This window comes from Wolbachia pipientis (assembly GCF_001752665.1).
GTDB lineage: Bacteria > Pseudomonadota > Alphaproteobacteria > Rickettsiales > Anaplasmataceae > Wolbachia > Wolbachia pipientis_A.
Genome location: NZ_MJMG01000001.1, coordinates 276,334 through 299,808, shown reverse-complemented (window position 1 = coordinate 299,808; position 23,475 = coordinate 276,334). Strand labels below are relative to the sequence as shown.

Genomic DNA, 23,475 nt, shown 5'->3' with positions numbered 1-23,475 from the left:
ANNTNNATCTNNTCTGCANNNANCTATTAATTCTGCTTTTTTATGATCTATGCGAACTATTATGAGATGAATGCTAATTTATACTCTGTATTATTCTCTGTTTCTATATAAGAATTCTGCTGTGTATCTACATAGTAAGTGAGAGTATATTGTGTCTCTTCATAGTTACATTTTTTTTATTTTTTATTAGTGCAACTTTATCTATTTTCTTTACATCGAATTTATCAGATACGCCAAAAGTTAACTTATTTCCAAATGCTTCAAAAAAAATCATCGTAGAAACTTTTTGTGTAATTTTTGATTTTATAAAAAAACCATCTATCAAACGTTCTTCATGCCTTTCATACTGAATTACCTTTCTTTGCTTTTCAAAAGCTCTAATTTCTTCATGAGTGAAATATCCCATTTTTTTAGATAATTGTGGATTAATTGTAGCAAGTAAACCCTTAATATATTCTACGTCTTCTTCAGGCAATATTATAGATAGAATGTTAAATCTTTCGTAAATCTTTCGCTTTGATATGCACCCTTTATATCAAACTGATTACATGATCCAACAACCTCCCACTTTGTTACCTAAAACAATTACTGGAATACTGGATAATTTTTGGTATATTTCTTTCATCGTTTGGTCATTAAAAATTGTACTTGCTCTTTTTACAATATCTGTTGTCGTATTTTCCTTTCTGTATTTGTCGAGGTATTTTGTAGTAAACTGTTCATAACTGTAATGATGAACCTGTGTTGCTTAATGCATACAATAGATCTGCAGTTAGACTTGCCGTTTCACCATGTAACCCAATTACTGAATTGCCCATGCATTAGTGCCATGTGCACCAAAAGTTGCGCTCATCAATTGTATCGCTACGTGCATCTAACTTGACTTCAGGATGCTTATCATTAAACTTTTCTTCTGTTTCAAACAAACGTCTTGCTACTTAATTTGGTCTTCTGCTTTTCATAAAGTCCTTGTGAAGTGTAATAAACTCAGTTAACCTCTGTGTGTGACATATCACATAAATTACCTATTAAAACTAAAGTAACTCCTTATACTATTAATTGTAATCCACTATAAGTTAATAGTCAACTATCAGATGACAAGAGTAGTTAATGTATTGCTATCACTACCAATTAATAGATTATTTTCATATGTAGTAGAAGAAGATGTTAAAATTGCGATAGGAGATTATGTCATTGTACCATTTGGTAATAAACGTTTTACAGGAATAGTATGGCAATATGGTGATAATACTAAACGAATATTAAAATCTATTGAACGTAAGATTGATTTACATGGTGTTAGAGTAAAACTAAAAGTATTTGCAGAATGGGTTTCACAGTATAATTTAATGCCACTTGGCATTCTTGCAAAAATGATTATGGGTGGTGTAATCAAATTAAATAATATAGATAAGCTTATTAACGTACCACAAGAACAAAAAGAGATAAGTCAAATAAATTATCAGTTAAATTCTGAACAGCAGAATGCCAGTGATGAAATTATTAAGCATTTAAACACATACTCTGTGATTTTACTTGATGGAGAAACAGGGTCTGGAAAAACAGAAGTCTATTTATCTGTGATAGCAAAGCTTTATGCTACTGATAAGTTGGGTGAAGCTCAAGTTTTAATACTACTCCCTGAAATTATTTTAACATCGCAATTAGTTAAACGTATGCGTTTAAACATGCCAGAAAATATAGCTGAATGGCATTCTGCGCTTACACCAAAAGCTCGCCGCAGTAGTTGGCTTAACATAGTAAATGGCAATGCAAAAATAATTATAGGAGCAAGGTCAGCGCTTTTTCTCCCTTATAAAAATTTGAGACTTATTATAGTGGATGAAGAGCATGATGCATCTTTCAAACAGGGCGCTGCATATAATGCCAGGGATATGGCGATAATTTTGGCAAAAATTGAAGTTATACCGATCATTTTATCATCAGCAACTCCTCTACTTGAAACAATTTATAATGTTAAAAGTGGCAACTACATTCATGTGCGTTTAAAAAAACGATTTAGCGGTACAGATTTGCCACAAATAAAAGTGGTAAATATGAAAAATAGTAAGCAATGGATTTCAGATGAGCTTTTTGAATATGTTAAGATGACAATAGAAAAGAAGCAGCAAGTTATGCTTTTTTTGAACCGTAGAGGATATGCACAACTGGCAATGTGTAAAAAATGTGGATCTAAAATTTCCTGTTTAAACTGTAATATTTGGTTAACATACCATAAGAAAAAAAATAGACTTTTGTGTCATCACTGTTTTTATCAGATAAAGTTTCCTGAAATATGTACTAATTGTCAAAATAATGAACCATTATTTCTTTATGGTATAGGTATAGAAAGATTATTGGAAGAAATGGTACAATTAATACCAAATGCAAGAACTGCAATTATTAGTAGTGATCAAAAATCAGTTGATAATGTTCTTGATTTAGTCTTAAAAGAGGAAATAAATATTATCATTGGTACACAAATAATTGCTAAGGGCCATAATTTTCCTAAATTAACTTTGGTTGGCATAATAAATGCAGACCTGAGTTTAGAAAATTCTGATCTCAGAGCAGCAGAGAAGACTTACCAATTGTTACACCAAGTTTCTGGTAGATCTGGTAGATTTAGCGAAAGAGGAACTGTAATAATACAAACTCGTGATCCAAGCAGTAAAATTATAGACGCATTACAACATCAGCAGCGAGATTTATTCTATGATATTGAGCTTGAATCAAGGAGAAAAGCTAATATGCCACCATTCAGTAGGTTGATAGCACTTATTATTTCTGGAAAAAGCCATATTATTACGCACAAAGCATCTCATGAGATAGTGAAAAATATTCCATGTCACGACAAACTAGAAGTTTTTGGTCCGTCACCTGCGGCTTTAAACTTTTTAGACGGTAAGTATAGGTATAGGATACTATTAAAGATATACGATAAAAATAGTCTGTTTGTGCAAAAAAATTTAGCATTATGGATAAAAAATATACCTAAAAATATCAACCTAGTAACAGATGTTGATCCTATTAATTTTTTTTAGAACCGAAAGTTGAACGTTATTTTTTGCATGATATATGTATAACTACTGTATTGAGTAGCATGTCATGAAATGTTTGCTTTTTCTCTGAAAAAACAGCAACTCCATACCAACATACGCAAAGTAAATTATTTTGTATCGATAATGAAGCAAGTACTGAGCGCTTGAAGGCTAAACTTAAACTTATTTGTGAGTAATGAGTACTGATTGTACGTATGTGCATTAATTTTTAACCAGGAGTTGCTTGAGATGGTAAAGAGAGAAAATAAGTGCAGTAAATACACCAAGTCACTCTATGTAGTAATAGTGCAACTATTAGTGGTGCTACAGTAGGAATAATAAAGATTTGTTGAAATTGAGTAAAATTTTCTTGCTTTGTCAAAAATAGCAATAATGCTAATAATCCTGCTAATAAAAACGAGACAAGTAAGATTATTAACCAGTCTACTAAATATGCGAGTAAACGTCTTGGCAAACTTGCAATTTGTACTGATTCTTCCACGTATAAACTTACCACTACAACTAGATGAGATTTTAGCAACTTTTTTAAAAATTACAATACCTATTTTATAGATATAGGCTAATTTACTGTATTATAGCAAACATAATCTATGCAAATAAAAGCGTTTTTATTCCCGTATTGCAAGAAGCACAGTTATACCAAATTCTATGCCCCTGGACAGTCTACTTTCTGAATCTTAAAACTCGGCTGCTGCTGTAAAGAAGCAGTATCTAGATTGCCACGCGAATAATGGAGTTTACGTTGTTTNTATCAAACTGTAAAACCTGAAATTCCCCTAGAGTATCCTTTACAACACCAAGATATCTATACCCAACGCTAAATTCTACACCTTTCCTGGTACGGTAACGCAAACCAGATTTAAATTGGTATGCAGTTTAGTCTCTAGTTTTCCAAACACATCCATTCCAATGAGACTAACTCCAACATAAGTATATAATCTATTAAAATAAAAAGTATTTTTCCAATCATAATAAACATTTATCATGCTACAGTTGTACTGTATAAGAGTGTGAATTCAATTGACGGTATTGTATAGCCTCCTTTGCTGTGTGAGGCCACACTTCATATTTCTTATCATTTGTCATCAATGACAAACCATTGATTAAAAAAAGATCATCTACTTGGCTCACAAAACTAACATCTTCTTGTTCAATTCTAAAGTGATGGCCTTGAATCTGGCCTTCAAAACCAGCTGCCAACCCTACACCAAGAGAAATTTCCTGATTTTTTTCAGAGTTATTTTTAGACATAGAATCCTGATGTAACTTAACTCAACATTGGACATTGAGCTTCTATGAGAAAGGTAAAACCGTATCAGTATCTTTAGTCTAACCATCTGATTCAGCAAAAGGCTGCTGTGATAATAATAAAATAAAAGCTATTAGTACATTTTTGTTGATCATATATTGCCTATGTATTAACTGTGCTACATTATAAAGATTTCGTATAGTCTTGTAACCAATTCAGCAAAATAAACATGGCTTTACCTTTACACAGGGAAAATTTTCACTACAGTAAATGTCTATTCTTTGGCAATATATATGTGCTGATCTGCTCAGAAATCTTTCATATGTGCTATGTATTGCTACAGTAGTATATACTATTAAAAGTTCTTTTTTCAATATTGCTAAGTTGAAAGAACCTCTAGATAAATTTTCTATTTCTTATGTGATGCAAGATAAATAGTTATCCCAAATTCTATATTATGCTGGTCTGACAAGATAACACTACCACTGGTACAATTAGGCACATTAAACATATTAGACAAAGCACTGGTCCTGAGAACACATGCAAGGTGCTCCTCCCATCCAACTGTATGTGTTCTGTAATCACCTGAAAACTCATATAAACTATTATCTAAAATGCTAAAGTACTTATACCCAATACTAAATTCTACATTTTTATTACGATAATTGAGACCAGCTTTCAATTGATATGCAACTTTGGGTGGTATCGATAGCCCATAATTTGTTACTATGCCACCAAATCCTACCCAATATAAGGATAGAATGAGTTCGAAAAATTGTTCCAGTCATAGTAAATATTTCCCATTATACCGAAAAGTTATTAGAATTTTTTTGCACATCATATCCTTTTATTAATGTGTTGCTAGTCATAAGTAACTCATACTCATTAAGAATTGATAAACCCTATCAGTTTGGGCAATACTTTGCTAGGTGAAATATAAGCCGGGTTCTGTTTATGTAGCTATTTATCTGGAATAAATGTTACCATTTATTTCATGCGATTTACCCGAGTAGATATGAGGAAAACATAAAACCTACTCTTATCTAATCTTGCTCCTAGTGCTGGTTACTTCAACTAACAATGTTGCCATTGTTATGGTGTGCTCTTACCACACCTTTTCACCCTTACCTAAAACGTTAGGCGGTAATTTTCTGTAGCCCTATAACTGAAGTTACCCTCGGCGAGTGTTACCCGTCACTATTTTCCCTTGGAGCCCGGACTTTCCTCTGTGATACACAGCAGCTACGTATTTCACCTAGAGTTTTATTGTAAGCACAATTGCTATGAAATGCAAATTTTTATTAATTTTGCATAAAGCCCATCTTGTATTACTAAAGTATCATGAGTACCTATTTCTTCTATTTTGCCATTATTCATTACTATGATTTTATCTGTTTTTGGTGCAGTGGATAGTCTATGTGTAATAAAGATTGTAGTTCTATTACGCATGAGGTTATTTAATGCTTTCTGTACAAAGTTTTCACTTTCATAATCTAGAGCGGAAGTTGCTTCATCCAGTATAAGAATTTCAGGATTCTTAAGTATTGCTCTTGCTATGATAATACGTTGTTTTTGACCTTCTGAAAGCTTTGATCCATTTTTCCCAACAAGAGTGTTGAATTGATCTGGCAATTTTTCAATAAATTCCATAGCATAAGCATTAACTGCTGCTTGCTTTACTTCATCATAATTGGCGTCTGGTTTGCCACAAAGTATATTTTCCATTATTGAAGAGGAAAATATCATGTGGTCCTGTGGCACTAGACCAAACAACAACCTTAAATTACTTAATGCGAGTGATCTTATATCATACCCATCAATGGTAATGCTACCTTCATCTGGGTCATAAAACCTCAGCAGAAGCTTTAAAATGGTACTTTTACCACTACCTGATGGTCCTACAATTAAGAGTGATTGACCTTTATCTATCTGGAATGATAATTTTGTTAAAGCAGGTTGATCAAGATAGCGAAATGTAACATCATTAAAAGAAATACCTTTTTGAACATTACAGATATTTATAGAGCCATATGTAATATTGTCCTTTATATTGATAAATTCCAGGACACGTTCTATAATTCCACGTCCTTTTTGTAAATCACTAATGTTATCACCTAAGTTGTTTACAGCTCCTGCAGCGAGTATTGAATAAAATATAAATGATGATAATGCTCCAGCTGTAAGATTGCTGTTTAAAACTTCTCTGAGACCAAAAAATACCAGAATGATTAATGAGCTTATTACGCACATAATTATTGTTGACACTAATACAGCACGCAAAAATGCTAATTTTATGTAGGATTGTGAGACTAAGTTTAAGCGCTCTTCGAAAAAGCTTTTTTTGTTCTCTTCTAATGCAAACGACTTTATAGCTACTATAAATTTCAAATTTTCTTCACTAAGCTCTGCTAGTTCACTAAGCTTGTCTCTTGCAAAACGTGAACAACTGCGCACTTTGCTTCCAAACATAATCATAACAATAAGTAGTAAAGGTATCGTGGCAGCTATATATGTAGTTAGTTGAATATTTGTATATAACAACATTATGATGCTACCAATAAGTACTATAACGTTTCGTAATATTGTTAGCATACTGCTATTCATTATTGACTGTAATACGGACGTATCAGTAATTAACGCCGAAATAACATTCTGCACACTTGTATTTTCAAAAAAGCTTGGCTGCAAGTTGATAATGTTACTATAGAGATCATATCGCATATAGGCTATGACTTTTTCACTTCCAATCCCAATAAAATATAATCTGGTAAATGAAGTAAGAGCCACAGTTAAAACCATTGATATTATTGTTAATAATGAATGTTCCGAAATATCAGTATCAATTGTTTTACCTAATCTTTGACCAAAATATAGAGTGCTTAAAGCTGATAGCAAAACTGCAATAAATGCTATGACAAAGTAAAACAAATAGGGCTTTACATAATAAGACAATTGTTTAGTATCAGGTTTTAACATACATGATTTATAGTAATGCTGGTTTCTACTGTAAGAAAGCATTATACCAAGTGCAATGCTTGAAGACAACAAAAATGAACTACCATAACTGAGTCATGGTAATTTTATACTTCCATGTATAATATAAAGCAGCCTGTTGATCATATCACATACTTAACACATAATCAAATCACACTCTTCTGCTAACTGATTGTCAAAAATAGGCGTAATAATCTAGACCAACAATTAATTCTCATTTTTTACCATAATATAATGCTACTATTCCATAACTCATGTTATTAAATCTAACATTTATAAAACCTGCATTTTCAATTTCCTTTTTAAAATCAATTTGTATAGGAAATTTTCTTATACTGCTGACTAGATATTCGTAAGCACTTCTATCTTTTGCAATTATATTACCAATTTCTGGAATAACTTTAAATGAATATAAGTCATACAATGTAATAAATGCTTTATGTTGATAATGCATAGGTGCAAATTCCAAGCAAGTAAATTGTCCTGCAGGTTTGAGCACTCTATAGATTTCAGTTAAAGCTTTCTTGCGATCTGCAATATTACGGATACCAAAAGCTATAGTACAATAATCAAATACCGAGTCTCTAAATGGTAAATGTTCCGCATCTGCACATACCCATTTGAGCTTGAGCTGATTAGCATTGATTACTTTATCACGTCCATAATTAAGCATATTTTGATTAATATCACATACTGTGATCTTACTGCTTGGTTCTATTCTAGCGATTCTTTCTGCTATGTCCCCAGTGCCACCAGCAATATCTAGGACCTTAGCATTTTTTGTAAAACGTATGCTATTTACCATTGTGTTTTTCCATACCCTGTGCATTCCTAGACTCATTAGGTCGTTCATAATATCATAGTGGCTTGCAACAGAATCGAAGATTTCTTGAATTTTATTTTTTATACTCATAGAATATATTAAATTATATTGTAGAATAAAAACAAGTGCATGAAAAAACTCTTGCATGTTTAACAATTTTACATTTAAATACTAGCTCGTAGTAAACACATAAATGTATGAAAAAATCTTTTATACTGACAGCTTTAGTAATAGTTATAGCAATAATTGTTGCTTATCTATACCAACATAATAAAGCTGACAATCAAAAAGTAGTCAACGTTTACTCAGCACGTAAAGAAGAATTAGTACGTGCATTATTTGCAGACTTTACCAATAAGACTGATATAAAAGTACGTTATATTACAGGTGATGACTCGCAATTGCTTTCTAGAATAGAAAACGGTGGGGATGCGGATCTGTTTTTGACTGCCGATGCAGTGAATCTGATTTTGGCAGAAAGTAGAGGTCTGTTGTCTAAGGTGGACTCAAAAATTTTAAAAGACTCTATACCAGAGCAATTTAGAGATAATGAAGATTACTGGTTTGGGCTTACAAAAAGAACCAGAATTCTTGTTTACAATAAAGATCTTATAAACCCTAATCATTTAACTACTTATGAAGATTTAGCAAATCCAAAATGGAAAGGCAAAATATTAGTAAGTTCTTCAATAAGTCCATATAACCGATCGTTAATTGCGTTTATGATTGCAAATCATGGTTTTGAAAAAACAAAAAAGTGGGTAACTGGGATTGTCAATAATATGGCAAGAAAACCTAGTAGTGGAGATACTGATCAGATTGATGCTGCTGCTGCTGGTGAAGGTGGAATTGCGATAGTAAATAGTTATTATTTTGCAAGAATGCTTGCAAAAAATAAAAAAAGCATGGAAAAATTAGGCATTTTTTTTCCTAATCAAAAGGATAAAGGTGCAATGGTAAATATTAGTGGTGCTGCAGTGGTAAAGAATGCAAAGAATAGAGAAAATGCTATATTATTGTTAGAATTTCTAGTGAGCAAAGAAGCGCAAGAGTTATATGCCAAGGAAAATCATGAGTATCCTATAGTTAAAGATGTGGAAGTATCTGATATCTTGAAATCTTGGGGTAATTACGTTCAAAGTGATTTGCCACTTAAGGAGCTTGAAAAACATTTACTGAAAGCTGTAATGATAGCTGATGAGTGTAAGTGGCGGTAAATTCTGAGGAAAAAAGGGGATGCTGGTCTTCTTTCTCCTTTCATCTGAACACAGAGCTTTCCTGCAAGTTTAAGAAGTTTGATACAGTAAGTTTATTTATCAGATGATATAGTAGATGAGGTTGCATTAGGAATTAAAGTAGCTCTATCTAGCTTCGCAACCGATGGCTTCACTAATGTTAGTGAAGCCATCTCTGCTTATTAATTCTGCAAGCTCCAGATTAATTTTGTTTACAATTTTAGGTCCATGATATATCAAGGCAGTATATAACTGTACTAACGAAGCACCTGCTTTTATCTTTTCATACGCAGTAGTACCGCTTGAAACGCCTCCACATCCTATTAAAAAGATCTTGCCTGAAGTAAGTTTGTACATATCACGTAATAATTCGGTAGAAAGCTTAAATAATGGCTTGCCACTTAATCCTCCGGGTTCATTCTGATAAGAATTTACATTCTCTCTACTTGTAGTAGTATTACTTACAATTAATCCGTCAATTTTACATTCTATAACAAGTTCAGCAATATCTTCTTTTGTCTGTTGGTTTATATCTGGTGATATCTTTAACATTATTGGCTCTGTTTTATCAATTGAACCATGAATTTCTGTTAATAACTGTGATAATTCTTGTTTGTTATGTAGTTTACGTAAATTGTGTGTATTAGGTGATGAGATATTTAATACTATGTAGTTGCTTTTACCACGTACTTTTTTTATTAAATTAATATAATCATCAATCTGGTTTCTTGATTCACTATTTCTTCCTATATTAATGCCAAAAACACAATCACCTGATTTAATATTACTTATTTGTTCAAGAAAATAGTCTATTCCTTTATTATTAAATCCTAACCTGTTGATTATTCCTTTGTCTTTTATTAATCTAAATATCCTAGGTTTTTTATTTCCATATTGTGGGTTGAGAGTAACTGTACCTGCTTCAATAAATCCAAATCCAGTAGCACTTATAGACTGAATAATCTCTGCGTTTTTATCAAAACCAGCTGCTAGACCTATAGGACTTTTTATTTTATTGCCAAAAAAATTTGTACTTAAAGACTCTGGTAGTTCTATAGGTTTAGTATAAGCAGGCAATTTTCTTAATATCATAATTACCAAAGAATGAGCAACTTCAGGCGGTAATAAAAATAATAAATAGTACAGCATTATAGATCTTCTGATTGATTTCTCTTTTTTATAATTCTGTTGATAAATGTATAACAAGGTAGAAAAAAAACAAATAATGCTAGATTAAATATTGCTATCTTTAAAAATCCCTCTCTATATATCTCTAGAGACTCTGCATCTTTACTTACAGACATAAATTTTGATATTATAATGCCTCCTAGATTAGAAAACGCCAAAGATAACATGATTATGCCCATTACTAAACCTCTAATGTGCTTTGGAGCAAGTATGGTTGCTTGTTCTTGCACTAGTGGTGCTATAAATAACTCTCCTAGTCCCATCAATGCAATAGAAGTTATTAAATATATATAACTTACTTTTCCTTCCATATTTGCATTTAAACACCCTATATATAGGATAAAGAAACATATAGGCATAGTCAAAATGCCCAGACCAAATTTGATGGTGGAATGATCTTTACTAAATTTACTATATGTTCCAAGTAAGGTGCCAAATATTATTATGAAAATTGGATTTATTGACTGAGACACAGCAGACGGAATTATTATACCAAACACTTTGTTTACAACGTTTCTTTGGGCGAATAAGTTAATTAACGACCCAAGTTGCATTTCTAGGGCAAAAAAACACATTTGAAACAAAATCATTACTAATAGTGCAAATAATCCTTTTCTCTGTAATCTAGGTAATTTTAGTATTACATAAATAAATACTCCCAACACTAGAAATCCAAAAAAAGCAGTTACGTTAGCAAAAAATTCACTTGATTTAAGCATTTTAGCAACTATAGAAGCAGAAAATAAATTACTTACCAGCAATATAGCAGGAACATTTATTCCTAGTATTTTTTTACTCATTAGATCTGGCCGTGGAGAAATTCCACTATCTCCCAACAAATATTGAAATTTAATAAAAATAATCAAACCTAAGACCATACCACACCCAGCTATACTAAAACCATAATGCCAGCCATATAAATGGGCTACATAGGCGCATAGAATAGCAGCAACAGATGATCCTACATTTACACTGACGTAGAATAAGGTAAAACCTCTGCTCCGTTCTTGATCTTCACTTTTCTTGTAACATGAACCTAATAAGTTAGTTATATTGCCTTTAAACATCCCATTACCTATAGCAATCAATCCTAACCCTAGATAAATTAATTCATGATCTAATTCTACTAACACCATACACAAATGGCCAATAACTATGGTAGTACCACCAAGTACTACCATATTACGAAATCCTGTTAGTTTATCAGCAATCAGACCACCTACTACAGGTCCCATGTAACAGATTGCTGCAAACAATGAATAGATAGCATAAGCTTTTGGATCTGAGTAACCTAAACTGGAAGTTAAAAAAAGTACTAAAAGAGCACGCATTCCGTAATAGCTGAAACGTTCCCACACTTCAACAAAAAGAAGTAGCACCAAAAACTTAGGAAATTTCACTATTTTATCCATAAAAGCCATACCAGAATTTTTCAAAGAACAGTCATTCTACACTAAATTAGACTTGCTGACAATGCAAATAAAAGCGAGTAGACTGAATCCACATTATTCTATACATTTACATTATAAAGTTTATTTATCAATTTATTATGATCAAAGTTATACAAATTAGAAAAACAGGAGGACCAGATGTACTAGAATATATAAATAGAGATGTATGTAATCCACAAGATGAAGAGGTATTAATACGTCATACAGTAATTGGCTTAAATCGTTATGATGTTGAACATAGAAATGGCATACGTAAGCTTAAGAACTTACCAGCAGTACTTGGAATGGAAGCAGTAGGAATTGTAGAAAAAGTTGGTAATAAAGTAAATGAAGGCCTAAAAGCTGGAGATAGAGTTGGGTATTGTACAGCTCCTCCTGGGGCATATTGTGAAAAGCGCGTTATACATCAAAAGTATTTGTTTAAGATTCCAGACAATGTACAAGATGAAATTGCTGCTGCTGTGCTGTTTAAAGGTATGACAGCACATTACTTAGTAAATCACTCTTACAAAATAAAACCTGGTGCTTTTGTACTGGTACATGGTGCAAATGGTGGATTAGGACAGATAATATGTCAGTGGGCACAAGAGAAAAAAGGTACAGTTATAGGTTCTATTAACTCAGATAATCAGATAAATACAGCATTACAAAATGGGTGTACACATGTAATAAATTACAATAATAACGATGCCATTTCAGAGATTATGGAAATTACAAAAGGGAAAGGTGTAGGTGCAGTGTATGACCCAATAGGTTATGATACTAAGAAAATCTCTTTTGAATCTTTATGTATATTTGGTGTATATATTTCTTATGGACAAATATCTGGTATAGCACCTATCAGTTTTTCTTTGCTCAGCTCACGTTCACTATTTGCCACAGGTACGTCTATATATCATTATAAACGTGATAGATTAACATTAGTACTTACAGCAATGGAAATTTTTGAGATGTTAAGGAAAAAGCGGTTAATTGTACGTATTAACAAAAAGTATAAATTTGATGAAATTATCCAAGCACATCATGATATAGAAAATAGAGCAGTAAGCGGTTTGAATATAATTAAAGTTTCATAGACATACTTAAAAATTTAGCATGAATAAAATACATATACCAGTTTTACTAAGAGAAATGCTATCACTATTATCACCAAAAAATGGAGGTATATATGTAGATGCTACATTCGGATCTGGGGGATATAGTAAAGCAATATTGGATTCAGCTGACTGTAAAATATATGCAATTGATAGAGATGAAACTGTCATCGAATTTTATAATAAACTAAGTACTGAATATCAAGGTAAGGTGGAATTGTTTATTGATAAATTTAGCAATATGAAAAACTACCTTGATATTAAAGATGTAGATGGAATAGTATTTGATTTAGGAGTTTCCTCTATGCAAATAGACCAAGGAGAGCGTGGTTTTTCATTTATGTATAATGGACCACTTGATATGAGAATGGATAAATTTTCTCATATTAATGCTTCAACTTTCGTAAATCAGTTATATGAAAAAGAAATTGCGAATATTATATATGATTATAGTGGAGAACGCCATTCTCGCAGAATTGCTAGAGCAATAGTAAGTGCACGACAAAAAAAGCATATCAATACTACATTTGAATTAGCAGAAATTATTCGTTCTGTAGTATTCCGTGGAAAAAGTAAAATTGATCCGGCAACTAGAACATTTCAAGCGATAAGAATATGGGTAAATGATGAATTAGGTGAATTAGAAAAAGGTATAAAAGCTGCATTTGAATTATTAAATAAAGGCGGTAGACTAATTATTATATCCTTTCACTCTTTAGAGGATCGTATAGTGAAAAGATTCTTTCAAGATTCTGAGTCTATTTTCCCTAAAAAATTTTCCCTTTTAAGTAAAAAGGTAATTAAAGTAAGCGAGCAAGAGGTAAATGAGAATCCACGCTCACGTTCAGCAAAATTAAGAGCTATAGAAAGAGTACTGTGAAGACATTTTTTTAGCATTTTAGAAATATTTTCTCAATCACAGAGTTCGCACTTTTTGAAATCTTGTGCCCTCTATTTGCTAAAATTTTGTACACAAAATAACCTAAGAACCTAAAGCTGTATTGACTACACATTCAATTTCAATAGTAGAATGTGCAATCTTAAACTTTTCTAATAATACATTTTTTATACCGTGTAAAATTTCATTACTATGCTTACTTACCTTAATATGCACAGTGATTACGCAATAATTATCAGATAATGACCATACATGTATGCGGTGTATATTTATAACTTCAGGAAACTCTGACATAATTGTGCTTTTAATTTCTTCTATTGATATTTCTTCAGGGGTACCTTCAAGGAGAATATGGCAAGAATTTTTTATGATCTTATAACTGCTACTTAGAATTATTATACTAACAAATATAGATAATATTGGATCAGCAACCTGCCATCCAGTAAACATTATAATAATAGATGCAAGTGTTGCAGCTATTGAGCCTAATATATCCCCTATGACATGTAATATAGCACTCTTTATATTTATATTATTTTCATATTTTTTATGTAAAATTAGGAAAACTATTATATTGGAAATTAAGCCAAGTATAGCAACTTCAAGCATTATGTTCCATTTTATATCCACTGGAAAAATAAATCTTTTTATTGATTCAATAATAATGATTACTGCTATTAAAAAGAGAGTTAAGCCATTAATTAGCGCTGCTAATATCTTTAATCTGTGATATCCATATGATCTGTGTAAATCAGATCTTTTTGTTGAAAATTTCTGCGCTAACCAACTTAAAATCAGGGTACAAAGATCAGTAAACATGTGACCTGCATCTGATAACAACGCTAATGAGTGTGATACAATTCCAGCCATTATTTCTAGTAGCATAGTTATAGCAATTATTATTACAGAATAAATTAAGCGCCTTTCCATATAAAAACTTCTATCATAAATCAACGTGGGTAACACTGGATTCGAACCAGCGACCGCTTGCACGTCAAGCAAGTGCTCTACCAACTGAGCTAATTACCCATCGTGGCACATAGTATAGTGATGTAGCAATACAAAAGTCAATTTTAAAACTTAAAGCAAGGTTTTACAATAACCATAATTACTATTACTATTATCAATGCTGTTACAGTTTCATTTAAGATGCGGAAGTAAAGATCAGTTCTTTTGTTTAAACCTGCACCAAAATCTTTTCTATGTTTGGCACATAGCATGTGGATAATCAACATTAAGAGTATTGCTAATATTTTTATGTGAAACCACACATAATAGTATGCTCCTTTTTTTACCATCAGTGTTATCCCCAGACCTAATGAAAAACACATGGCAGGATTTACGATATATTTTAAAAGTCTCTCTTCCATTGTTTGTAGTAAAAAATCACTTTCTGAACCTGGCTTTACAGTTGTATGATATACATATAGCCTTGGTAGATAGAGCATACCTGCCATCCACATGATAACAGAAATCACATGAAAAGCCTCAATCCAATGATAGTAGTACATGATATTTTAAATTTCTGGTAGTATATTAGTTTATTTAATAGAAAATATCAACATGAAATCAGGGAATTTTACGAAAGATGAGATAATTGGATTTTACAAAAAAATGCTACTGATACGTAGATTTGAAGAAAAAGCTGGTCAGTTATATGGTATGGGATTAATAGGAGGATTCTGTCATCTTTCTATAGGACAAGAAGCTGTCGTTGTCGGTACTTACGCAGCATCACAACGAGATGATACATTTATCACAAGTTATAGAGATCACGGGTTAATGCTTGCATGTAATGCTGACCCAAATATTGTAATGGCAGAGCTTGCTGGTAAAGCAACAGGATGCTCAAAAGGTAAAGGTGGTTCTATGCATATATTTGATATCAAAAGAAAGTTTTTTGGTGGACATGGAATAGTTGGTGCACAAGTTCCAATTGGTACTGGAATAGCATTTGCCAATAAATATAAAGAAAAAAACAATATTGTATTCACATATCTTGGCGATGGTGCCATAAATCAAGGGCAGGTATATGAGTCATTTAACATGGCATCTTTGTGGAAATTACCCGTGATCTATATTATAGAAAATAACGGATATGCTATGGGAACCTCTGTACAGAGGTCAACTCTAGTAACCGATCTGTATAAAAGGGGAGAAAGCTTTGGTATTACTGGAAAGCAAGTTAATGGTATGAACTTCTTCTCTGTGTACGATGTTACTCGTGAAGCAGCTGAATATTGTCGTAGCGGTAATGGTCCCATACTTCTCGAAATGAAAACGTATAGGTATAGGGGTCATTCAATGTCAGATCCTGGGAATTATCGATCAAAAGAAGAGGTTGATAATATGAAGCAACATTATGACCCAATAGATGCTATAAAGAAACATATAATTGACAATAAAATTGCTTTAGAAGAGGAATGCAAAATTTTTGATAAAGAGATACGTAGCCTAGTTAAGGAATCAGAGAATTTTGCAAGAAGTAGCAACGAACCAGAAATTAATGAGCTATATAGTGATATTTATAAATAATTTAAAAAAGATTATACCAGTAATTAAAGTTAAACCTGTCATAAATAATAAACATGAAAGCATATTTAATGGCACCCTAGTGCTGTGAGTATTTGCATTACTAAAATACATTTTTTCTATAATCTTTAACACATATATCAATGTAATAAATGATCCTACTGCACATACCATGAGTGCAATCCATGCATTAGATTCTATTGCTGCTTGTATTATATACCACTTGCTTACAAAACTTCCTGTCAGTGGAATTCCAATTAATGCTAAACTCAATATGGTAAATGCTAGTGCTACATGTGGCATTGATTTTCTTAGGTTTTCTATTGTATGAGACTGGTATGTAATGCACCCAACAGCCATAAATAATGATGACTTTATTATGCTGTGGTTCAGCATATGCAGTATTGCTGCAACTTTTGCATTTAAACTTAAAGCTAATACTATATAGCCAATTTGGCTAATGCTAGAATAAGCTAACAATCTTTTGATATCATTAATAATAATTGCATATACCGAACCATAAAGAATTGCAGCAAGTGCAAGAATCATTGCAACATTATTGAATGTAGAAGGATTATAGATAGAAAAAATTCTGATAAATACATATATCATCACTTTAGTAACTGTACCTGAAAAAAATACGCTCACAAAAGTCGGTGCATGACTGTATGCATTGACCATCCAATTACTTAACGGAAATAATGCCATTTTAACTGCTAAACCAACAAAAATGAAAGCTAGACCAAGATGTACGATTTGATTTGGCTGTATTCTATCAGCTAAATCTTGCATATTTAAAGTGCCAGTCATTGAGTATAATAAACCAATTCCAAATAGATAAAATGTTGCACCTATAGTTCCACTGATTAAATACTCAAATGCTGCTACCAATGCTTCTTTATCTTTTCCCATTGAAACAAGTACGTAGGCAGATAGAGAAGTAATTTCTAGGAAAACGTACAGATTAAATATGTCATTTGTAACTAAAATTCCTAATAGCCCACTTAAACATAGTAAAAACAATGAGTAGAAGCCAGTGATTTTGTTTTGACTAATTTCTTTTTCATTAACGTGAAACCCATATAACACGCTCATTAGAGCGATAAAATTTACTAAAGTTATTATCAAAGAATTAAGTAAATCTATTCTTAATTCTATTCCATGTGGTGGAACCCAATCTCCCACATTATAAGTAATGACTGTACCATTATATGTTTTAATCAATAGAAGAAATGATATCGTTAAAGTAGTGATTGTTGTTATAAGAGAAATAAGCCAAGATATTTTGTGTTTTTTAGTAAGAAAGCAGCAGATTGCCGCAATAATTGGTATGATAACTTGTAAAATTGGTAATTGCATATTCACTGTTAAAGTATTAGTATATATAATGCTTTTTATTAATCACAATGTTATTTCATAAATACAGATTAGTAGGTAAAGATGAAAATGGGAATTCTTATTATGAATCATCCACAGGAAAAAGGTGGGTAATGTATAATAAAACTCCTGATCCTACAACAGTGCAACCAAATTGGCATATGTGGCTTCATTATAGTGATGATACATTACCTGTTTCTAGTAAAAAGATACATGTAAAACATGCTGCTGGTACTATAAAAAATAAAAATTATTATGAAAGCTGGAGTCCTGATAATTAAATATGAGAAGGTCTAATCTACTTGAAACAGTTGCTGGAATATTCGTCTTAATTTTTACTATTTTTTTGTTCACTTTTGTTTGTAATAAATTATACCGTATAGAGAAAAGTCATGAGAATTGTTATAGCATATATGGTCTCTTTTCTGATGCTAACGGCATAGATCCAGGGGATAGTATAAAGATTTCTGGAGTCAAAATTGGAAGGGTAACTGGTGTAACACTTGATAAAGATACTTATGTTGCACGTATTGATATGTGCATAAATAGGGATATCAAGTTGTCAATTGATAGTGCTGCTACTATTACTAGTAATGGCGTGATGGGTAATAAGTTTATTACCATTACACCTGGAGCGGATACCAAATTACTTGCTGATGGTGGTAGATTACAACATACTCAGTCTGAAGCAAATATTGGAGGGATTATAGATAAAATTTTCGGTCTATTTTCAAGAAGCTGATGAAAAATATAATGCTAGTTGGTGGTGGAGTGGGAAATGCAGTACTGTTTTCAATTGGTAAAGCAGCTCTTGCAAAAGGTAATAAAGTTTTATATTTCACGGGCTATAAAAAGTTGAATGATCTGTTCAAACGTACTTTGATAGAAAGTGCATGCAATGTAGTAGTATGGGCATGCGAGGAAGGGCTAATTGAAACAGCAAGAATGCAGGACTATGCTTTTCAAGGCAATATAGTTGATGCGATGGTCTATTATAGGCAGCAGCTAGATTCTATTGATAAAATTATTGTTATTGGATCTGATAAAATGATGAAAGCTGTAAATGAGGCAAGAAAAACAGTTTTAAGGCCATATTTACAATCAAATCATGAAGCAATATCATCTATCAATTCCCCTATGCAATGCATGATGAAGGGAATCTGTGCACGATGTATACAACGACATGTAATAATGGGAAAAGAAAGTTTTACTTATAGTTGCAGTAATCAAGATCAGGATATGAAATCTACAGATTTTGATTTTTTAAGTGTGCGTTTAAAGCAAAATAGTTTACAGGAAAAATTAACTGCAAAGTGGATACTACACAGCGTTTAAAATATGAAATAAGAGAATATTATAGAGATGTTAGAAGAAATATTATAGATTGTAATCATGCCGCGGAGTTATTAATCAATGCATTTAATCAAATTTTGAATTATATTCAGGGTAAGATAGTTGCTGCTTATGTACCTATTGATGGTGAAATAAATGTGATACCGCTAATGCATCATCTACTTAATTTAGGCTATACAATAGCTATTCCTGATCAAAATAGATTATTAGAATTTAAAGAATGGAATAAAGTAGATAAAACAATAATCGTACCTGATACAATCATAGTTCCTATTGTTGCATTTGATAACTGTTGCAATAGATTAGGTTTTGGTAGTGGTTGGTATGATAGAGTAATAGAGAAGCTCTCAAAATTATTTATAGGTGTAGCATATGAAGCGCAATTCAGTAGGTATATACCTACTGAAACACATGACAAGCAATTAGATATTATTATTACTGAAAAGTGTTTCAGAGTTTGTACCAAAAAAATAAAGTAAATGAATCATAGCAAGCTAATTATGGATATACCTAAATAAATGGCAAACCTCCACTAAAGTGGATAAAGCCGTGCTCATTCTCTGGCAACACATATCACGTTGTATTATAGCACATTTCATAATAGTTCGAATAGATCAGAAAAAGTAGTTTTTCCTATTTAAACCTATGTGCTACCATCTCTTTACTTTCTCCTTCATATAAAGCTTCTTTTGCCTTCTTCCTTACTATATGCTGCTGGCACTAACCCTCCTAAATACACATTTTATTATTATCTTCGGCTATTGAGGAAAGGGCTATACATTTGCTTGTCTTATATTCAATTATTTTACCACAGCTTTGTTCTATAACACTTGCAATATTTAAGACTCCAGCTTCATCATAATAATTTCCAATTACTTGTAAAGCAAGCGGTAATCCTGTACTAGAAAGTGCAACAGGGACAGAAATAGCAGGTAACCCTGCTAAGCTTGCTGGAACAGTAAAGACATCATTTATAGACATCATTAATGGATCAGGTTTTTCATTTAAACCAAATGCTTCTGTAGGAGCAGAGAGCGTAAGTATATAATCTATTTTTTCAAATGCTTTTACAAAATCACTGCGAATTAAAGCCCGAGCACACTGTGCTTTTTCATAATACTCATTATAATGACCTGAAGAAAGTGCATAAGCACCCATTAAAATTCTTCTTTTAACTTCTTTACCAAATCCTTCTGCTCTCGTTAATTCATACATATCTTCAAGAGTATCAGTGTCAATACGTAACCCATAACGCACGCCATCATAACGCGCAAGATTAGAGGATGCCTCTGCAGAACAAATTAAGTAATAAACAGGTATTGCATATTTAGTATGCGGCAAGCTAATTTCAACAACTTCAGCACCATTATCTTTTAAACAAGTAGCAACTCTCTCCCAGTGGTATACCATTTCTTCTGAGATGCCATCCATATTATACTCTTTTGGTATGCCAATACATTTACCCTTTATATCGTTAGTAATAAAACTAGAAAATTTTGGCACAAGTCTATTGCTAGTTGTGGAATCTTTTGCATCGTAGCCACATATAGCTTCAAGCATTAATGCTGCATCATAAACAGAACGTGTAATAACACCAGCCTGATCTAAAGAACTAGCAAACGCAATCATACCAAAACGCGAGCATCTACCATAAGTTGGTTTTATACCTATTACTCCACAATAAGCAGATGGCTGACGTACAGACCCTCCAGTATCACTTCCCAACGCACCAGCACATAAAAATCCAGCTACTGCTGCTGCAGAACCACCAGATGAGCCTCCAGGCACAACTTTTGCTCCATCGTTCCTTATCCACACATTTTCAACAGGACCAAAATAACTATTTGTATTGGCAGAACCCATAGCGAACTCATCCATATTAAGCTTACCCAGCATGATAGCTCCACTATTTGAAAGCATATTAAATACAGTAGAGTCATAAGTTGGAACAAAATCTTGAAGCATTTTTGATGCTGCTGTTGTGCGTATCCCTTTAGTACAAAATAAATCTTTAACTCCAACTGGTATACCCATCATTAAGGATAAGTCATCCATTTGAGAAAATCTTTTATCTGCAATTTTAGCAATTTCTAGAGCTAAGTCAGGTGTTTTAGTTATGAACGCATTTAATTTTTCATCTGCAACCGCATCTACATGTGCTTTTATAAGTTCAACAATAGAAAATTCTCTTTTCTTTAGACCTTCATGCATTTGCTGAATACTTAACTTGCGTAACTCATGCATCAATTATTTAACGTTTCAAAAGATTAATTGTAGCGACAATCAAATGGAAAATCCAGCTCTTTATAGCCAGACTAAAGCATTAAACCTAAAAACTCTCTGTTCACACGTAGCTGCTGCAGCTACAGGCATATCTAAAGTACGTTCAGGTCCCTTAGAAATAGAAAGTACAACAATAGAAACAGTTACAACCGCTGCTGTAACCTGTTGCCCATACTTTCTAATACTACTGCTGCTATTATACCTATTACTAAAGACGATAGAAATGCGATGAGCATAGTGCTTCTACTGCTTACGCTTTGTTTAGCAGAATTTGATTGATTACTTCGCACATCACTTGCATTATTTTGAAGATTTACATATCTATTATATAAATATGCATCAGACAACAATACATCGAAGTTCTGTAGGATCATATTAACTGCTTGCACAAGACATTGCTCTGCAGTGTTCTGTGTCAGATTTACAATGTCATTGTTGATCTCATTTAAAATAGGATTAGCATTTGTTTTTAACTGTTCTAGTGATTTTTCATCTTCATTTTTACAAGAATTAATATAATTAATGAGCTTTTTAATTTTTTGGCTTAACGCACTACCTCTTATCACATTTACTACATTATTAAAATCATTATTTATTGATATTTGCTCCGCAATTAAATAATTCATTCAACGCATTCAGACTTTCTAAATTTGGAGATAAATCTCCAAATTTTTGTATTATATTATTCATTTCATCATTGGCAAACTGATAAACCACAGACTCAGAATATGATTTAATAATATTTTTAAAATCATCTAAATTACCACGTACATTACCAAATTCATCATAAAGAGCATGACACAATGAGTTATTATAGTTGTTTATGAATGCATATTAAAACCTCATAAAAATTATTAACCTTAATATCTATTGTGCCTTCCTGTAGTATAGCTTTGATTGTTTTTACATCACCATCCCTGGAAGTATCAATTAAGTCACGAAAAGACGCGCTATTACCTACATTAAAACTATTAGACATAAATACCTCGCTATGCCATTAATATACTTATATTAATATAATCTAATTAATTTTTTAATATCAAGCAATTTTTATAGATAATCTCAGACAAAATCAAATAATATCTAGGCTGTGCCATCACGAAAATGTGTCGTCAAAATTGATTGCATAGTTTCTAGCTAAAAGTTTGAGCCTGGTTATATTAATAATAATTTAATCAATTCTGGTTAAGCATAAACAACTATGAGTAAGAATAACATCTATAAGTTATTTATTAGATGGTTTTTACTGTTAGATCCTCAATAGGATCAGGTGTGAGGCTAGAGGGTTTACTAGGGTGCCGTTGACAAGCACCCTTACTGCACCTTTAAAGTGTATATCAAGGTTAGATAAATGTTTGTTAGTGTTTTTGATAAAAAGTGGGAAGATCTACCTAAAGTCCTAAAAAAGCGTTATGCAAATCGTGCTTACAGCGATGATCTGGTAATAGTTGATGGTAATCTCGATGTGCATTGTTCTTGGCTGATATATATTCTTAAGCCGTTATTAAAATTATTTAATGTACTGGTACCACATCAGGGTAAAAACGTGCCAGTTAGTGTCAGCTTATTAAGTAAACCAGATTCTGATGTAGTATACTTTAATCGCACATTTTTCTTTAACGGTAGAAAGCCATATCTTTTTTATTCAAAAATGGTCCGTATAAAAGGAGATGATGTTATAGAATTTATGAATTTCGGTATAGGATGGCGCATGCGCTGCTTCTACAATGGAAAGAAAGTAGTATTACAGCATAAGGGATATGTATGGAAACTACTTGGTATTCTAGTTCCCTTACCTTTAAATCTATTGATAGGTAAAGGTTATGCGGAAGAAGAAGCAATATCGGACAACGAATTTAGAATGTACTTTGAAATTAGGCACAGGTTATTTGGTAAAATCTACGGTTACGATGGTAACTTTATTATTAGAGAATAA

The 23,475-nt window shown here is 32.2% G+C and carries 23 protein-coding genes, 1 tRNA gene, 1 other RNA gene and 1 pseudogene; 10 read left to right on the top strand and 16 right to left on the bottom strand.

Annotated features, from left to right (window positions below; all coding sequences use genetic code 11):
• Positions 1-127: 127 nt before the first annotated feature.
• Complete coding sequence (locus BIY23_RS01515) at positions 128-475, bottom strand: hypothetical protein (protein ID WP_070064788.1); 348 nt, start codon at positions 473-475, stop codon at positions 128-130.
• 619 nt (positions 476-1,094) lie between these two features.
• Between BIY23_RS01515 and priA the strand changes: the two genes are divergently transcribed.
• Positions 1,095-3,044 (top strand): replication restart helicase PriA, encoded by a 1,950-nt coding sequence (gene priA / locus BIY23_RS01510; RefSeq protein ID WP_070064787.1) that lies wholly within the window; start codon positions 1,095-1,097, stop codon positions 3,042-3,044.
• Positions 3,045-3,060: 16 nt separating this feature from the next.
• Here priA and BIY23_RS04840 read toward each other — a convergent pair.
• The 5 genes and pseudogenes from BIY23_RS04840 to ubiE all read right to left on the bottom strand — a co-directional run bounded on the left by BIY23_RS04840 (position 3,061) and on the right by ubiE (position 8,218).
• Positions 3,061-3,543: pseudogene (locus BIY23_RS04840) on the bottom strand (RDD family protein).
• A 506-nt stretch (positions 3,544-4,049) separates the two neighbouring features.
• Positions 4,050-4,313: a hypothetical protein gene (locus BIY23_RS01500; protein ID WP_070064785.1), complete on the bottom strand. Its 264-nt coding sequence runs from the start codon at positions 4,311-4,313 to the stop codon at positions 4,050-4,052.
• Positions 4,314-5,233: 920 nt separating this feature from the next.
• An RNA gene (gene rnpB, locus BIY23_RS01490) (RNase P RNA component class A) lies at positions 5,234-5,569 on the bottom strand.
• A 23-nt stretch (positions 5,570-5,592) separates the two neighbouring features.
• Positions 5,593-7,287: an ABC transporter ATP-binding protein gene (locus BIY23_RS01485; protein WP_070064783.1), complete on the bottom strand. Its 1,695-nt coding sequence runs from the start codon at positions 7,285-7,287 to the stop codon at positions 5,593-5,595.
• 232 nt (positions 7,288-7,519) lie between these two features.
• Entirely contained in the window at positions 7,520-8,218 is a 699-nt protein-coding gene (ubiE, locus tag BIY23_RS01480) for a bifunctional demethylmenaquinone methyltransferase/2-methoxy-6-polyprenyl-1,4-benzoquinol methylase UbiE (protein ID WP_070064856.1), read from the bottom strand.
• 107 nt (positions 8,219-8,325) lie between these two features.
• On the opposite strand from ubiE, the gene BIY23_RS01475 reads away from it, so the two are divergent.
• Positions 8,326-9,345, top strand: coding sequence for an extracellular solute-binding protein (locus BIY23_RS01475; protein WP_070064782.1), 1,020 nt, complete (start codon positions 8,326-8,328; stop codon positions 9,343-9,345).
• 144 nt (positions 9,346-9,489) lie between these two features.
• Here the strand turns inward: BIY23_RS01475 and BIY23_RS01470 are convergent, their stop codons facing one another.
• Complete coding sequence (locus tag BIY23_RS01470) at positions 9,490-10,512, bottom strand: quinone-dependent dihydroorotate dehydrogenase (RefSeq protein ID WP_070064854.1); 1,023 nt, start codon at positions 10,510-10,512, stop codon at positions 9,490-9,492.
• A complete protein-coding gene (locus tag BIY23_RS01465) occupies positions 10,512-11,963 on the bottom strand; it encodes a peptide MFS transporter (RefSeq protein WP_070064855.1) in 1,452 nt (483 codons plus the stop codon). The genes BIY23_RS01470 and BIY23_RS01465 overlap by 1 nt, the downstream gene beginning before the upstream one ends.
• Positions 11,964-12,100: 137 nt before the next feature.
• Between BIY23_RS01465 and BIY23_RS01460 the strand changes: the two genes are divergently transcribed.
• Positions 12,101-13,078, top strand: coding sequence for a quinone oxidoreductase family protein (locus BIY23_RS01460; RefSeq protein WP_070064781.1), 978 nt, complete (start codon positions 12,101-12,103; stop codon positions 13,076-13,078).
• A gap of 19 nt (positions 13,079-13,097) precedes the next feature.
• Positions 13,098-13,976 (top strand): 16S rRNA (cytosine(1402)-N(4))-methyltransferase RsmH, encoded by an 879-nt coding sequence (gene rsmH, locus BIY23_RS01455; RefSeq protein WP_070064780.1) that lies wholly within the window; start codon positions 13,098-13,100, stop codon positions 13,974-13,976.
• Positions 13,977-14,078: 102 nt separating this feature from the next.
• Here rsmH and BIY23_RS01450 read toward each other — a convergent pair whose 3' ends face one another.
• From BIY23_RS01450 to hemJ, 3 genes are all read right to left on the bottom strand, one after another.
• Positions 14,079-14,924: a cation diffusion facilitator family transporter gene (locus BIY23_RS01450; RefSeq protein ID WP_070064779.1), complete on the bottom strand. Its 846-nt coding sequence runs from the start codon at positions 14,922-14,924 to the stop codon at positions 14,079-14,081.
• 26 nt (positions 14,925-14,950) lie between these two features.
• A tRNA-Val gene (locus tag BIY23_RS01445) sits at positions 14,951-15,023 on the bottom strand.
• A 44-nt stretch (positions 15,024-15,067) separates the two neighbouring features.
• On the bottom strand, positions 15,068-15,505 hold the full coding sequence (gene hemJ, locus BIY23_RS01440) for a protoporphyrinogen oxidase HemJ (protein ID WP_070064778.1): 438 nt from the start codon (positions 15,503-15,505) through the stop codon (positions 15,068-15,070).
• 52 nt (positions 15,506-15,557) lie between these two features.
• Here hemJ and pdhA point away from each other — a divergent pair, with 52 nt between their 5' ends.
• Entirely contained in the window at positions 15,558-16,529 is a 972-nt protein-coding gene (gene pdhA / locus BIY23_RS01435) for a pyruvate dehydrogenase (acetyl-transferring) E1 component subunit alpha (RefSeq protein ID WP_070064777.1), read from the top strand.
• Here the strand turns inward: pdhA and BIY23_RS01430 are convergent.
• Positions 16,506-17,885 carry a proton-conducting transporter transmembrane domain-containing protein gene (locus BIY23_RS01430; RefSeq protein WP_070064776.1) on the bottom strand — a complete coding sequence of 460 codons (1,380 nt, stop codon included), beginning with the start codon at positions 17,883-17,885 and terminating at the stop codon, positions 16,506-16,508. The genes pdhA and BIY23_RS01430 overlap by 24 nt on opposite strands.
• Before the next feature lie 47 nt (positions 17,886-17,932).
• Between BIY23_RS01430 and BIY23_RS01425 the strand changes: the two genes are divergently transcribed.
• The 4 genes from BIY23_RS01425 to BIY23_RS01410 are packed head-to-tail and all read left to right on the top strand — an operon-like array spanning position 17,933 to position 19,735.
• Positions 17,933-18,184 carry an NADH-ubiquinone oxidoreductase subunit NDUFA12 family protein gene (locus tag BIY23_RS01425; protein WP_070064775.1) on the top strand — a complete coding sequence of 84 codons (252 nt, stop codon included), beginning with the start codon at positions 17,933-17,935 and terminating at the stop codon, positions 18,182-18,184.
• Between the two features lie 2 nt (positions 18,185-18,186).
• The gene (mlaD, locus tag BIY23_RS01420) at positions 18,187-18,645 is read left to right on the top strand and encodes an outer membrane lipid asymmetry maintenance protein MlaD (protein ID WP_070064774.1); all 459 of its coding nucleotides are present in this window, start codon (positions 18,187-18,189) and stop codon (positions 18,643-18,645) included.
• Complete coding sequence (locus BIY23_RS01415) at positions 18,645-19,238, top strand: ferredoxin reductase domain-containing protein (protein WP_070064773.1); 594 nt, start codon at positions 18,645-18,647, stop codon at positions 19,236-19,238. The genes mlaD and BIY23_RS01415 overlap by 1 nt, the downstream gene beginning before the upstream one ends.
• Complete coding sequence (locus BIY23_RS01410) at positions 19,217-19,735, top strand: 5-formyltetrahydrofolate cyclo-ligase (protein WP_070064772.1); 519 nt, start codon at positions 19,217-19,219, stop codon at positions 19,733-19,735. The genes BIY23_RS01415 and BIY23_RS01410 overlap by 22 nt, the downstream gene beginning before the upstream one ends.
• 250 nt (positions 19,736-19,985) lie before the next feature.
• Here the strand turns inward: BIY23_RS01410 and gatA are convergent, their stop codons facing one another.
• The 4 genes from gatA to BIY23_RS05190 form a co-directional block, all read right to left on the bottom strand.
• Positions 19,986-21,500, bottom strand: a complete 1,515-nt coding sequence (gatA, locus tag BIY23_RS01405; RefSeq protein WP_070064771.1) for an Asp-tRNA(Asn)/Glu-tRNA(Gln) amidotransferase subunit GatA — start codon at positions 21,498-21,500, stop codon at positions 19,986-19,988.
• Between the two features lie 182 nt (positions 21,501-21,682).
• Positions 21,683-22,165, bottom strand: coding sequence for a hypothetical protein (locus BIY23_RS01400; protein WP_070064770.1), 483 nt, complete (start codon positions 22,163-22,165; stop codon positions 21,683-21,685).
• On the bottom strand, positions 22,128-22,343 hold the full coding sequence (locus BIY23_RS01395) for a hypothetical protein (protein WP_070064769.1): 216 nt from the start codon (positions 22,341-22,343) through the stop codon (positions 22,128-22,130). The genes BIY23_RS01400 and BIY23_RS01395 overlap by 38 nt, the downstream gene beginning before the upstream one ends.
• 7 nt (positions 22,344-22,350) lie before the next feature.
• The gene (locus BIY23_RS05190; protein WP_186820127.1) at positions 22,351-22,518 is read right to left on the bottom strand and encodes a hypothetical protein; all 168 of its coding nucleotides are present in this window, start codon (positions 22,516-22,518) and stop codon (positions 22,351-22,353) included.
• A 372-nt stretch (positions 22,519-22,890) separates the two neighbouring features.
• Here BIY23_RS05190 and BIY23_RS01390 point away from each other — a divergent pair, with 372 nt between their 5' ends.
• On the top strand, positions 22,891-23,475 hold the full coding sequence (locus BIY23_RS01390; protein WP_070064768.1) for a DUF4166 domain-containing protein: 585 nt from the start codon (positions 22,891-22,893) through the stop codon (positions 23,473-23,475).